A 12,634-nucleotide genomic window follows, 5' to 3' on the forward strand; every position below is an offset into this window, starting at 1 on the left:
TCGTGGCGCGCATCACCACCCGGGGCCCGACTGCGGCGGCACGGGCGGCCCGGCCACCTGCGACGGCCACCCCGGGTGCTGCGGGTACCCGACGAAGGCCGTCGGTGGAGCCTGCAGGGCGACGCGACTCGCGGTCAGCGCCTGCAGCAGCTCGGCCTCGTCGCGTTGGACGGCCTCGTCGAGCGCGCGGCGGCCCTTCACCAGCCGCTGGCGGGTGAAGGCGAGGCGCGTCGCATTCGAGATGAAGACCTTCATGGCGGGTCGGATGCCCCGTGACGCGGCCCACGACCGCGCGCGGCGGCGACCGGCGCTCGACGAGAGCATGCCGACCTCGTCGGCGCTGAACCAGCCGACCGCGGCGTACTCCGCGAGCCGGTCGTGGGTGACCCTCCGCTCGTTGCGTCGCAGGAACACCACGAGCAACACCATGGCCACGAAGATCGGCACCTGCACGAGCAGGTAGTAGATGAAGAAGCCGTCGCCGACCACGAAGAGGGCACCGTTCCAGAGCGCGTGCAGTCCCGCCGCGGGTACGAGGCCGACGAAGAACCAGCCGATCGCGCCGTACGGGCCCGTCCGCCGTGCCGCGAGACCGAGGGCGAAGCCCGTGCAGGCCGTGTACATCACGTGGGCGAACGGCGACATCAGGGCCCGCACGAAGAAGACGTAGGCGAGGCCCTGGCTTCCCGTGGCCAGGTCCTCCCCGACCTGCAGGGCGAAGTACTGGATGTTCTCGACGAAGGCGAAGCCCGCCGCGACCGTCGCCGCGTAGACGATGCCGTCGACCGGGCCGTCGAAGTGGCGTCGGAAGATCCACAGGACCAGCAGCACGCCGAGCCCCTTGGCCCCCTCTTCGACGAGGGGCGCCTGGACCACCGCCCCGAGCACGTCCTCGAGCCCGCTCGAGCGGACCCCGAGCACCGACCGCGCCGTCGTGAGGGCGATGTCGACGATCAGTGCGGTGCCGACCGCGACCGCCGCACCCCAGAGGAAGGCGAAGAGCAGCGCCACGCGCGGCTCGGGCTCCCAGCGGTCGACCAACCAGATGCCGACCAGGACGATGGCCAACGGGACGAAGGCGAGCAGGCTCCCGGCCAGCAGGACGGCGGGCTGGACGAAGATCAGGAAGTACAGGCCGACGGCCAGGGCGAAGGTGCCGATCACGGTGAACCCGACGGCGAGCGCCACGGCACTGGCCACCCGGCGGCGAGGCGTCGGCTGGGCGAAGACCGGCTGCACGGGGTACCAGACCGGCTCGGGGTTGGCCGCGGGAGCATGCGCCGACCATCCGGGAGCGCCCGCCGGGGTGACGGAGGAGGGGTCGGCGTACGGCGTCAGCGGGCGGCCGTACGCGTCGTGTCCGACGCCGCGGGGATCGGACCAGGTCATCCCCCGACCCTACGGGCTGACGCCGGGGTCGGCGCAGCCTGCGGGCGCAGCCTGACGCCGGGATCGGCGCAGCCTGCGGGCGCAGCCTGACGCCGGGGTCGGCGCAGCCTGCGGGCGGGCCGCGACGAGCCGGACGGCCCGGTAATCTCGCAGGATGGCCTCGACGCGTTCCCTGCCCGAGGACCCGTCGCTGGTCCGGTACGTGGTGATGCGGGTCTGGCACGATTTCCTGCGCCATCGCACCATCGACGCGGCCGGGTCGCTCACCTTCTTCTCGATGCTCGCCCTGGTGCCCGGCGCGCTCGCCCTCGTCTCGGGGGTCGCCCTGTTCGTCGACGACGGTGACGCCGTGGACGAGATCCTCTCGGTGGCCCGGTACGTCCTCACCCCCGACGCGATCGACACCCTGCGCTGGCCGCTCGAACAGATGCTCAGCCTGTCGAACCCCGGCGTCGCGTTCGGCATCGGCCTCTGGCTCACGCTGTGGTCGCTGTCGGCCTACACGACGGCGTTCGGCCGGGCCATGAACACGGCTTACGAGGTCGAGGAGGGGCGCCGCATCTGGAAGTTCCGCGGCCACATGATGATCGTCACGCTCGTCCTGATGGTGTCGTTCGCCGTCATCGCCGTCATCCTGCTGGTGACGCCCACGTTGAGCGACGCGGTGGCCGCACGGTTCGGCATCGGCCGCCCCTGGACCGACCTCTACGACGTCGTCAAGTGGCCGGTGCTCGTCGCCCTGGCCGTGCTGTCGGTCGCGATGCTCTACTTCTTCACGCCCAACGTCCGGCCTCCGCGCCTGCGCTGGGTGTCGTACGGGGCCATGGTCGCCCTCGGCGGCTGGGCGCTCGCCACGGTCGGCTTCGCGGTCTACGTCGCGACGGTGTCGAACTACGACCGCTTCTACGGCTGGGTGGGCGGCGTCGTGGTCGTGTTGCTCTACGCGTACATCAGCAACTTCGTGCTCGTCATCGGCGGTGAGCTCGACAGCGAGATCCTGCGGATGCGCCAGCTCCGTCGCGGGGTGCAGGCCGAAGAGGTCATCCCCCTGCCGCTCCGCGACACGGCGCGCAACCACATCCTGGCTCGCAACCTCGCCTGGGACGTCCGGGTGGGCCGGGCGATCCGCGAGCGTGCCCTGCGCGAGAACGGCGGCGTGCTCGAACCCGACGAACTCCGGCGCGTCCACCTCCGCGGTGATCGAGACCGGCCGGCCGACGAACGGCCGCAGGCCGCCCAGCGCGCCGACCAGGTCGACCCGACCACCCACGCCCCCTCGACGTCGTAGAGGCCGTGACTCGAGGAGGCGCGGTGCCGGTCGTCCGACACCGCGCCTCCTCGACGTGGTCGCGTCAGCCGGCGGTCTCGTCGCCCGGGTTGCGGGCGCCCGTCGTGTTGGCCGCCCGGGCCACCGCCGCGGCGGGGTCCTCGACGTCGATGACCGTGATGGCGCTCGTGATCGGCGCGAGCCCCGAGAGTCGGGCGGGCGAGAGCACCTTGCGCACCTGCTCGTCGGTCATGAGGCCCGCTGCGACGACGAGCGGCGCGATCGCCGCGTTGGTCGTCAGCGCCGTGTGGGCGATGGCCGCCGCCGCCGTGTAGCCGATGTAGGGCGTGAGCGCCGTGACGCTGCCGACGTTCGTCTCGACCTGCTGGGTCAGGCGGGCGCGGTTCGCCTCGATCCCGTCGACGCAGTTGATCCGCAGGGTCTGGCAGGCGTAGGTCATCCACTGCAGGCTCTGCATGACCGAGTGGGTGATCACGGGCTCGAACGCGTTGAGCTGGAGCTGCCCGGCCTCGGCGGCCATCGTGACCGTCACGTCGGCCCCGGCCACCGAGAACGCGACCTGGTTGACCACCTCGGGGATCACCGGGTTCACCTTGCCCGGCATGATCGAGGACCCCGCCTGGCGCGGCGGCAACGTGATCTCGCTGATGCCGGCCTGCGGACCGGACGAGAGCAGCCGCAGGTCGTTGCAGATCTTCGACAGCTTGATCGCGCTGCGCTTCAGGGCACCGCTCAGCGTCATGAAGACGCCGGTGTCGCTCGTCGCCTCGATGAGGTCGGGGGCCGTGACGAGGTCCATGCCCGAGAGCGTGCTGAGGTGTCGCCGGACGGCGTCGGCGTAGAGCGGGTCCGCCGTGATGCCCGTGCCGATGGCCGTGGCGCCGAGGTTGATCTCACCGAGCAGCGGCACGACGTCGCGCAGACGCTGGACGTCCTCGGCCAGGGTGTGCGCGAAGCCCGTGAACTCCTGCCCGAGGGTCATGGGCACGGCGTCCTGCAGCTGAGTGCGGCCGACCTTGAGCACGTCGTGGAACTCGGCGCCCTTGGCGGCGAACGAGTCGGCGAGCAGGTCGAGCTCGACCAGGAGGCGGCGCAGGGTGAGCACCATCGCGATCTTGATCGAGGTGGGGTAGGTGTCGTTGGTGCTCTGGCTGCGGTTGACGTCGTCGATCGGGTGCAGGTGGCGGTACTCGCCCTTGGCGTGGCCGAGCAGCTCGAGGGCGCGGTTGGCGATGACCTCGTTGCTGTTCATGTTGGTGGACGTGCCGGCGCCGCCCTGGATGACCCCGACGGCGAACTGGTCGTGCAGCGCGCCCCCGCGGATTTCTTCGCAGGCGCGTTCGATGGCCTCGGCCTTGACCGGGTCGAGCACGCCGATCTCGACGTTGGCGCGGGCCGCCGCCTGCTTCACGAGGGCGAGGGCCGTGACGAGGTCGGGATAGACCGAGATCGGCCGCTGCGAGATCGGGAAGTTCTCGAGCGCCCGGGCGGTGTGGATGCCCCAGTAGACGTCGGCGGGCACCTCGCGGCTGCCCAACGAATCGGTCTCGGTGCGGGTCGGTGCTGCTGTCTCGGTCGTCACGTGTGGTGAGCCTCCGTCGTCAGTCGGGGCCCGGTCGTCGTCGACCGGACGCTTCCGTCGAGCCTACCGGCGGGACCGCGGACGGGCCGTTCCCGCGGAGGCGCGGGGCGGCCGTCCGAGAGGGGTCCCGCCCTGGGGACGAGACGAGCCGGGGTGGCCGAGGGTCAGCGGTGGAAACCCGGGACGATGAGGTAGATGCCGTACAGCACGCCGAGGGCGCAGACGACGAAGCAGGCGTACCCCGCGGCGGTGCGGACGGGCGTGCGGCCCTCGACGGTCAGGAGGCGCAGGCCCAGCGAGTAGAGCGAGACGAGGGCCGCCGCGGAGAAGAGCGCGACGAGCGCGACCACGAGGAAGGCGGACCAGTCGATCATCAGCGCACCTCGTCGTCGGTCGGGACCGGACCCCGGGGGGCGGGGACGGGCTCGGGTGGGTCGTCCATGCGGACGAACGGGGCCTCGACCCCGGACGCGGGCGTGTCGACGCGGCCCTTGCGGACGGCGCGTCGGGCACGGCGGCGCGAGAGCACCGAGGTGGCGGCGACGTCGACCTCGATGGCCGAGCCCTGGTCGTGCGGCCGGCGGCGGGAGATGACGAAGATTCCCGCGATGACGACGGCACCGACGGCGGCGTCGATCACGAGCCCCGCGACGCCGAGCGTGGCGATCAGGGCCGCGACGGCGCCGACCGCCGCCGAGGCGGGCAACGTGATGAACCAGGCGACGACGATCTTGCCGGCGGTGCCCCACTGGATCTTCGAGCCGCGGCGTCCGAGCCCGGCACCGATGATCGAGCCGCTCGCGACCTGCGTCGTCGACAGCGCGAAGCCCAGGTGGCTGGAGGCCAGCACGGTCGCGGTCGTCGACGCCTCGGCGGAGAAGCCCTGGGTGGGCTTGACCTCGGTCAGACCGCCGCCCATGGTCTGGATGATGCGCCAGCCGCCGGTGTAGGTGCCCAGGGCGATGGCGAACGCGCAGACGACGACCACCCAGAACGGCGGGCCGGAGTCGGGCGTGAGCAGCCCGCCCGCGATCAACGTGAGCGTGATGACGCCCATGGTCTTCTGCGCGTCGTTCGTGCCGTGCGCGAGGGCGACCAGCGACGACGTGAAGATCTGGCCGTAGCGGAACCCGCCGCGCTCGCTCTTGTCGTCGCGGCGTCGGGTGATCGTGTAGGCGAGCCGCGTGGCGGTGTACCCCACGACGCCGGCGATCAACGGCGCGAGCAGGGCGGGCAGCACGACCTTCGACAGCACGACGCCGAAGTCCACCGACCCCATGCCGGCACCGACGATCGCCGCACCGATCAACCCGCCGAACAAGGCGTGCGAGGAACTCGAGGGCAACCCTCGCAGCCACGTGAACATGTTCCAGACGACGGCGCCGATGAGGCCCGCGAAGATCATCTCGGGGGTGATCTGCACCCCGCCGTCCCCCTCGCGGATGATGCCGCCGGAGACGGTCTTCGCGACCTCGGTGCTGAGGAAGGCGCCGACGAGGTTGAGGATCGCGGCCACCGTGACGGCGACCTTGGGCTTCATCGCGCCGGTCGCGATCGGGGTCGCCATGGCGTTGGCCGTGTCGTGGAACCCGTTCGTGAAGTCGAAGAAGAGAGCCAGCGCGATGACCAGGACGACGATGAGTGTGATGTCCACCGGCCTGAGTGTCACAGGTGGGTGGACGCGGGTCAACTCGGTGGTGACCTGCGGGGTACATCCCGGTGAACGGCGGGTGACGCGGACCGTCGCGCGGCCGGGGCGAGCCTCACACGTGCGGGACGAAGTCCTGCCAGGCCCGTCGCCGTTCGCCCCGCGGATCGTGCTCGACGCGGTCGCGGGCGTCGATGATGAGGGTGCGTCGGCGGTGCGGGTCGTAGGTCGGCCAGTCGGCGACCGCCCCGGTGCGGACGAACTCCAGCCAGCGGGAACGCGTCCGCGCCGCCGTGCGCAGGAACGCCCGACGACCGCCCAGGAGGCTCATCGCCCACCCGAACGCGGAGCCCATCCGGTCGTAGATCGCCCAGAGCTCGAGACCGTGGAACGCGTCGACCCCGACCGTGCGGAGGATGCGCGTCGTGGCGTCGAAACGGTAGAACCGGACCGGCTGGTGGACCGCGTGCCGCTCGGCCACCTTCACGCTCGGGAACCAGAACGCGTAGTCACCGCCGAAGTCGAGGGCGGCCGGGCGGGCGGGCAGCCCCGGGTAGTGCTTCTTGATCGCCTTCCGGGCCTTCTTCTCGGTCGCGGCGAAGATGGCCCGGATGCGGGGCTTCGTCGTGGCGAGGATGTCGCGGCGGCCGGTGAACACCGACCCCTCGCGGTCGTTCGTGCCGATGATCAGCGGCACCGGGTGGGCCCGGCCCGCCTTGAAGGCGTCGAGCGGGCGTTCGGGCAGGAAGTCGCCGTCGATGACGGGGCTGAAGCAGATCGTCCCCGGGTCCTCGTCCGGGGTGCGCAACTGCAACCGGCTGGCGGCCCGGACGATCGCCGTCGTCGGTGCCTCGGCGAGCATCGTCGCCGCGTCGTCGACGCTCGTGGCCTCGAGGTCGTCGTCGCGCAGGTCGTGGGCGAGCAGCTCGAGGAACTCGCCCGCCCAGCGCCGCGTCACGTCCGGCGGGTAGATGGCGTTCGGCGGTGCGCTCTGGGCGACGACCCCCCGGAAGAGGCCGCGAGCGCGCGGCACCGTCATGAGGGTCGTCACGGCGTTGCCGCCGGAGCTCTCGCCCGACACGGTGACCCGGCCGGGGTCGCCGCCGAACGCGGCGACGTTGTCGCGGACCCACTCGAGGGCGGCGACCTGGTCGCGCAGCCCGAGGTTCGAGTCGAACGGGCGGTCCTCGGTCGCCCAGTGGCTGAAGTCCAGGTAGCCGAAGGCGCCCAGCCGGTAGTTCAGGCTCACGTAGACGATGCCGCCCTCACGGACGAGCGTCTCGCCCTGTCTCGGGAACTCCCTCGACGACCCCACGCTGTACGCGCCTCCGTGGACGAACACGAGGACGGGCAGCCCGTCGCCCGGTGCCGTGCCCTCCGGTGCGATCACGTTGACCGTCAGGCAGTCCTCGCTGAGCGGGGTGGTGGCGTCGACGCCCACGAACTGCACGCGGTCCTGCGGGGCTGCGGGTCCGAACCGGCCGGCGTCGCGGACGCCCGTCCACGCCGCCGGCGCCTCGGGGGCCCGGAAACGGAGGCGCCCCACGGGTGGTGCGGCGAAGGGGATGCCGCGCCAGGCGAGCACGCCGCGCTCCCGCACGCCGCGGACCTCGCCCGAGCGGGTGGTGCGGACGAGGTCGGGGGCCGGGACGGTCGCCCGGGGCTGTGCGGTCACGGAGCGATGCTACGGGTGGTCGGACGGTCGACCGGGGCCGTTCACCCGACGTTCTCCTAGGGGGTGCCTGGGAGGATGGTCGGGACTTTGCAGTCGATGCACATCGCACGGCTGCCCCGACGACTGGACGGAGCCCGGCTCACATGGAACTCGGCGAGCTGCTGATCATCTTGACCGGGTCGCTCGTCGTGACCGCCTTCGCCCGCTGGCGCGGCCTGCCCGCCCCCCTGCTGACGGTGGGCGTCGCCCTGCTCGTGTCGTTGATCCCCGGCGTGCCCGACATCGAGATCGACTCCGAGGTCGTCCTGACCGTGGTCCTGCCGCCGCTGCTCTACTCGGCCGCCCTCGACGTCTCGCTGCTGAACTTCCGGGAGAGCCGCGTGCAGATCGCCCGGCTGGGGGTCGGTGCCGTGATCGTGACGGCCTTCGCCGTCGGGGGCGTCGCCTACGTGATGATCCCCGACATGACCCTTCCGGCCGCCCTCCTCGTCGGGGCGGTGGTCGCGCCTCCCGACGCCGTGTCGGCGGCCGCCATCGGCCGGAAGCTCGGCCTGCCGCGCAAGGTGATGACCGTGCTGTCGGGCGAGAGCCTGATCAACGACGCCGCGTCGCTCACCCTGGTCAAGGTGTTCCTGGCGATCGTGGGCGGTGCCAGCCTCACGCTCTGGGACGACCTCGGCATCTTCGGCCTCGCGATCGGCGTCGGCGTCGCGGTCGGTCTGGTCCTCGGCTTCGTCGCCCACCGCGTGCGCATGCGGATCGACGACCCCGTGGTCGAGAACGTCATCGGCCTGCTGCTGCCGTTCATCGCGTACATCGCCGCCGAGGAGCTGAGCGGCTCCGGCGTGCTGGCGGTCGTGGCCGCGGGCCTCTACGTCGGCTTCAACTCGCCCCGCACGGGCTACGCGACCAGGCTGCAGGAGCGCCCGTTCTGGTCCGCCGCCGACGTCCTGCTCGAAGGGTTCGTGTTCGCCCTGATCGGCCTCCAGCTGCGTGCCGTCGTGCTCGACGTCAGCGAGAGCGAGCGAGGCCTCGGACAGAGCGTCGGCGTCGCCCTCGCCGTCCTCGCCGTGGTCGTCCTCGTGCGCCCGGTCTTCGTGTTCGGCACCTACCACGCGGCCCGTGCCGGCCGGTACCTCTTCCTCTCGACGGTGCTGCGGAAGCTCCGCCGGGTGCCCGCGCTCCGCCGGCTGCGGCGGGCGCCGGCTCTGCGGACGGTGCGCTACCACCCGCAACCCCGCATGGACTGGCGACAGCTGAGCGTCATCTCGTGGACCGGCATGCGGGGCGTGGTGACCCTCGCCGCCGCCGTGTCGATCCCGGCCGTCACCGAGTCGAGCATCCCCGTGCCGGCGCGCGACACCATGTTCCTCATCGCGTTCATCGTCACGGTCGGCACCCTGCTGCTGCAGGGGCTCACGCTGCCGGTCGTCATCAGGGTGCTCGGCGTCCGGGACGACACCCAGCGCGACCGTGACCTCGCCGCCGAGCTGGCGGTCTTCGCGACGAGCACGGACGAGACCATGGCCTACGTCGCGGAACGGCGTGCCGACTGGGAGAAGCGCTGGGGGCCCGAGCTCACCGAACGCGCCGTCCTGCTCGCGACGACGCGGCTGCTGCGCCAGAACGAGGCGCTGCAGCGCACGGCCGTCGACGACGCCGACGAACGGGACGTCTCGGGGGCGACGGCCGCCCAGCGCGCCCGCCGTCGAGCGGCACCCCAGGCGCTCGGCTCGATCCGACGCGAGCTGCTCGCCAAACGCCGCGAGGTGGTGCTGCGCGAGCGCGACGCCGGGGCCCTCGACGAGGAGGTCATGAGGCGCGTGCTGCTCGGGCTCGACGCCGAGGAGCTGGCCATGGACACCTCGGCCTTCACGAGCACGAGGTCGTGACGCGCCCGCGGCGTATCGTGAGCGGCACCGGCGACGAGACGAGAAGACGACCGAGAGCAGGAGGGCGCGGCACCGTGGCGACCACGACGAACCAGACGACCACGGACGACGCGGGAGGGCCGCCCAAGCCCGAGCTCGGACGGTACCGTCGCTGGTACTCGACCCTCCACCCGTCGCTGCAGCTGATCGGCCTGCAGCTCTGGCTGCCGCTATTCTTCATCGTCGGCTTCTGCCTCTGCTACATCGCGGCCTTCCACGCCCCCCACCCGCACGACGTCCCCGTCGCGGTCGTCGGGTCCTCGTCGGCCGCCGCCGACCTGCAGACGGGCCTCGACGACGCCCGCCCCGGCGTGATCGACGTGCGCGCCTACGGCTCCGCCGACGAGGCCGAGGAGGCGGTGCTCGCCGGACGCGTCGCCGTCGCCTACGACCCGGCCGAGACCACGATCTACACCGCGAGCGCCCACCAGTACCAGGTCGCCGCCCTCATCCCGGCGACGATCACCCCCGTGCTCGAGGCCCAGGGGGTCACGCCCACCGTCACGGACCTGGCACCGCTGCCCGCGAACGACGAGTACGGCACCGTGTCGATGTACCTCATGCTCTCGTGGTGCATCGGCGGCTACATGGTGGCGATGTTCATCGGGCTGATGGGCGCCCCGCTCCGCCACCGCACCCGGATGACGGTGATCAGCGTCGGCGGCGGCGTGATCTCGCTCGTGACGAACGTCCTCGCCGGGCCGGTGATCGGGGCCGTCGACGGGCACTTCGTGCCGCTCTTCTTCATCGCCTGGGCCTGGATCATCGCGATCGGCCTCGCGGTCAACGGCATCAGCTACTTCGTCGGACGGTTCGTCGCCCTGCCCGCGATGATCGTGTTCGTCTTCCTGTCCATGCCGTCCTCGGGTGCCGCCTACCCCGCATGGTTCATGCCCCAACCGTTCGCGTGGCTCAACGCCGTCGTCGTCGGGAGCGGCATCACCGAGATGCTCAAGCGCGTGCTCTACGGCGTGGGCCCCGGCTACGGCCGCGGCGTGACGATGATGCTCTGCTACGCCGCTCTCGGCATCGTGCTGATGCTCGTCGGCAAGCGCTGGTGGGAGAGCCGCCGCATCGCCCGCATCGTGTCCGGCCGCACGACGATGTTCGCCGACGCCCAGAACGCGAACCGCGAGTTCCTCGTCGCCGAGCGCGACGAGGTGCTCGCCCGACACGGCCTCGTGGCGACGGACACGGGCACGATCAACACGATCCCGGCGGACGAACGCGACGACCTCGGTGACCCCGGCGAGCGGGGCGACATGTTCCTCGGTGCACCCGGCGGGCTCGAGAACGACGAGCTCGCGACGCGACCCGTGCGCGTCGTCCCGAGCGACCGGATCGGGTCGGGGCACCCCGGGCGCGAGGACGGCGTCGCGCGCTGAGGCGGTACCCTCGACGCTCGTGACCACGACCACCCTGCACCGCCTGCTCGTCGCCCTCGCCGTCCTGCTGCTCGTCGCGGCCGGGGCCCTCTACGTCCTCTCGGTGACGCTGGCACCACAGGGCGGTCCCGACGTGGCGGCGCGCTTCGTCGGCTACGCCTGGTTCGCGGTCGTCGGTGCCGTGCTCACCGGCGTCGTCGACTTCTTCGTACGCGCGGGTCTGTCGCGCACCGGGACCCGACGCGGACGCTGACCCGCCCGGACGGGGTGTCGGGCTCAGACGAGTCGTGCCTCGGCGGTCGAGGCACGTCGCTCGGCCAGCTCGATCGCCGCGAGGCGTTCGATGCGCTGCCACCGCGCGGCCGTGGCTGCCATGCCCGCGACGAGGGCGACCACGCCGAGGCTCGAGAGCGCCAGCAGGACGCCGCCGAAGGCGGCCCCCACCACGACGACGACGAGGCCGAGGGCCCAGGCCACCGCGGGCAGCCAGAGCGGCAACGACAGCTGGCGGGGCGCCACGGCGGTGCGGGCCGGGCTCCGGAGCGTGGTCGTGGTCAGGCCGTCGTAGCTGGTCATGTCGCTCCCCGTGAGATCCGTCCGACGGCGGGGATCTCCCCGTGATCCGTCTCGGAACCGACCCTAAGCGGAGCACGGCGCCACCGCGCCCCCCTCTGCGAGGGCCAGGCGTCCGGGCCGGAACGCCTCAGGGGCCGGCGTGTTCCGCCGGCAGCGGAGCGTCGGAGGCCACCGTCGCGAGGTCGGCCGCGAAGACGAACGTCCGGGTGACCCGTCCCCCGGCGAGCACACCGGGCAGCCAGTGCGACGCGTCGTCCCACATCTCGTCCAGGGGCAGCTCGTCGAGGTCGAACCACCGGGGCACCAGCTCGTCGCTCTCGGCGGGGTCGCCGCGCCACGCGGTGACGACGAAGACCGTCGACCGCTGGCTCCAGCTCTCACGGTGCGGGAAGAGGTAGAGCAGGTCGCCCCTCCGGTCGAGGTCCGACGCGAGCACCTCGACGCCGCTCTCTTCCGCGATCTCGCGGACCACCGCCTCCTGCACGCCCTCCCCCGGCTCGAGCTTGCCCCCGAGGCCCACCCAGTGCCCCGTGCCGAGTCCGCGCTTCTTGCGTCCCAGCAGGACCTGCCGACGCCCCTCGTGCTCCCGCAACAGGTAGGCGACGCAGACGCGGTAGACCGGCATGCCGGAAGGCTACCGGCTGTCGTCCCGCCCACAGGGCGGACGGCAGGAGGGCGGACGGCAGGAGGGCTGACGGCAGGAGGCGCGGGCCGCGTCCCCGGGAACCGCACGACGCCTCGCGCGTAGGCTCGTCGGCATGTCCGAAGCACGATCGAGCGGGAGGCGACGCCCCGGGCCCGAGTTCCGCGGCGCCGGCCGGAGCCTCGAGGTGCTGCGCGCCGAGGCCCACGACGAGCTCTCCGCCCTGATCGAACTGCGCTGCCGCAACGGCGAGGACCCCTGGGACGTCATCCCCGGGCTCCCCACCGTCGACGAGCAGGTCGTGATCTCGCTGCGGGCCGACGCCCTGGGCACCGACGGCGTGCCGACCGCGACGGGGCTCGGTCTCGCCGACGAGCTCGGCTACCTGCGCACCATCGCGTTGTGGCACCCCGAGCTGTCACGGGCCGTCTGGTCGCTCATGGGGCGGCTCGACGACGCCTCTCGCTGACCGCGCCTCGCCCGACCCGGCTGTCGGTGGTCCGCCGTAGCGTGGCCC

At 72.2% G+C, this 12,634-nt stretch carries 12 protein-coding genes; 5 read left to right on the forward strand and 7 right to left on the reverse strand.

Annotated features, from left to right (window positions below):
• Positions 1-12: 12 nt before the first annotated feature.
• A complete protein-coding gene (locus tag QRN23_RS14520) occupies positions 13-1,389 on the reverse strand; it encodes a PrsW family intramembrane metalloprotease (protein WP_192122639.1) in 1,377 nt (458 codons plus the stop codon).
• Positions 1,390-1,543: 154 nt separating this feature from the next.
• Between QRN23_RS14520 and QRN23_RS14525 the strand changes: the two genes are divergently transcribed.
• The gene (locus QRN23_RS14525; protein WP_123571803.1) at positions 1,544-2,677 is read left to right on the forward strand and encodes a YihY/virulence factor BrkB family protein; all 1,134 of its coding nucleotides are present in this window, start codon (positions 1,544-1,546) and stop codon (positions 2,675-2,677) included.
• A gap of 64 nt (positions 2,678-2,741) precedes the next feature.
• Here the strand turns inward: QRN23_RS14525 and QRN23_RS14530 are convergent, their stop codons facing one another.
• From QRN23_RS14530 to QRN23_RS14545, 4 genes are all read right to left on the reverse strand, one after another.
• The gene (locus QRN23_RS14530; protein WP_056048158.1) at positions 2,742-4,259 is read right to left on the reverse strand and encodes an aspartate ammonia-lyase; all 1,518 of its coding nucleotides are present in this window, start codon (positions 4,257-4,259) and stop codon (positions 2,742-2,744) included.
• A gap of 164 nt (positions 4,260-4,423) precedes the next feature.
• Positions 4,424-4,633: a hypothetical protein gene (locus QRN23_RS14535; RefSeq protein WP_056048161.1), complete on the reverse strand. Its 210-nt coding sequence runs from the start codon at positions 4,631-4,633 to the stop codon at positions 4,424-4,426.
• Entirely contained in the window at positions 4,633-5,913 is a 1,281-nt protein-coding gene (locus QRN23_RS14540; protein WP_123571804.1) for an inorganic phosphate transporter, read from the reverse strand. The genes QRN23_RS14535 and QRN23_RS14540 overlap by 1 nt, the downstream gene beginning before the upstream one ends.
• A gap of 109 nt (positions 5,914-6,022) precedes the next feature.
• Positions 6,023-7,582, reverse strand: a complete 1,560-nt coding sequence (locus tag QRN23_RS14545; protein ID WP_285063927.1) for a carboxylesterase/lipase family protein — start codon at positions 7,580-7,582, stop codon at positions 6,023-6,025.
• Positions 7,583-7,725: 143 nt separating this feature from the next.
• Between QRN23_RS14545 and QRN23_RS14550 the strand changes: the two genes are divergently transcribed.
• From QRN23_RS14550 to QRN23_RS14560, 3 genes are all read left to right on the forward strand, one after another.
• Positions 7,726-9,474: a cation:proton antiporter gene (locus QRN23_RS14550; RefSeq protein ID WP_285063929.1), complete on the forward strand. Its 1,749-nt coding sequence runs from the start codon at positions 7,726-7,728 to the stop codon at positions 9,472-9,474.
• A gap of 74 nt (positions 9,475-9,548) precedes the next feature.
• Positions 9,549-10,898, forward strand: a complete 1,350-nt coding sequence (locus tag QRN23_RS14555; protein ID WP_285063931.1) for an ABC transporter permease — start codon at positions 9,549-9,551, stop codon at positions 10,896-10,898.
• Positions 10,899-10,917: 19 nt separating this feature from the next.
• A complete protein-coding gene (locus tag QRN23_RS14560) occupies positions 10,918-11,151 on the forward strand; it encodes a hypothetical protein (RefSeq protein ID WP_056048171.1) in 234 nt (77 codons plus the stop codon).
• A gap of 23 nt (positions 11,152-11,174) precedes the next feature.
• Here the strand turns inward: QRN23_RS14560 and QRN23_RS14565 are convergent, their stop codons facing one another.
• Together QRN23_RS14565 and QRN23_RS14570 are read right to left on the reverse strand one after the other, a co-directional pair.
• Positions 11,175-11,474, reverse strand: a complete 300-nt coding sequence (locus QRN23_RS14565; RefSeq protein WP_056048172.1) for a hypothetical protein — start codon at positions 11,472-11,474, stop codon at positions 11,175-11,177.
• 127 nt (positions 11,475-11,601) lie between these two features.
• Positions 11,602-12,099, reverse strand: a complete 498-nt coding sequence (locus tag QRN23_RS14570; RefSeq protein ID WP_056048175.1) for an 8-oxo-dGTP diphosphatase — start codon at positions 12,097-12,099, stop codon at positions 11,602-11,604.
• Positions 12,100-12,232: 133 nt separating this feature from the next.
• Between QRN23_RS14570 and QRN23_RS14575 the strand changes: the two genes are divergently transcribed.
• Positions 12,233-12,586: a hypothetical protein gene (locus QRN23_RS14575; RefSeq protein WP_043596433.1), complete on the forward strand. Its 354-nt coding sequence runs from the start codon at positions 12,233-12,235 to the stop codon at positions 12,584-12,586.
• Positions 12,587-12,634 lie beyond the last annotated feature (48 nt).

Source organism: Frigoribacterium sp. ME-P-080 (assembly GCF_030209595.1).
GTDB lineage: Bacteria > Actinomycetota > Actinomycetes > Actinomycetales > Microbacteriaceae > Frigoribacterium.

Bases quoted from the DNA above. Each gene is read 5' to 3' on its own strand.
- QRN23_RS14520 (WP_192122639.1), bottom strand. From the start codon at position 1,389: ATGACCTGGTCCGATCCCCGCGGCGTCGGACACGACGCGTACGGCCGC.
- QRN23_RS14570 (WP_056048175.1), bottom strand. From the start codon at position 12,099: ATGCCGGTCTACCGCGTCTGCGTCGCCTACCTGTTGCGGGAGCACGAG.
- QRN23_RS14535 (WP_056048161.1), bottom strand. From the start codon at position 4,633: ATGATCGACTGGTCCGCCTTCCTCGTGGTCGCGCTCGTCGCGCTCTTC.
- QRN23_RS14565 (WP_056048172.1), bottom strand. From the start codon at position 11,474: ATGACCAGCTACGACGGCCTGACCACGACCACGCTCCGGAGCCCGGCC.
- QRN23_RS14525 (WP_123571803.1), top strand. From the start codon at position 1,544: ATGGCCTCGACGCGTTCCCTGCCCGAGGACCCGTCGCTGGTCCGGTAC.
- QRN23_RS14550 (WP_285063929.1), top strand. From the start codon at position 7,726: ATGGAACTCGGCGAGCTGCTGATCATCTTGACCGGGTCGCTCGTCGTG.
- QRN23_RS14575 (WP_043596433.1), top strand. From the start codon at position 12,233: ATGTCCGAAGCACGATCGAGCGGGAGGCGACGCCCCGGGCCCGAGTTC.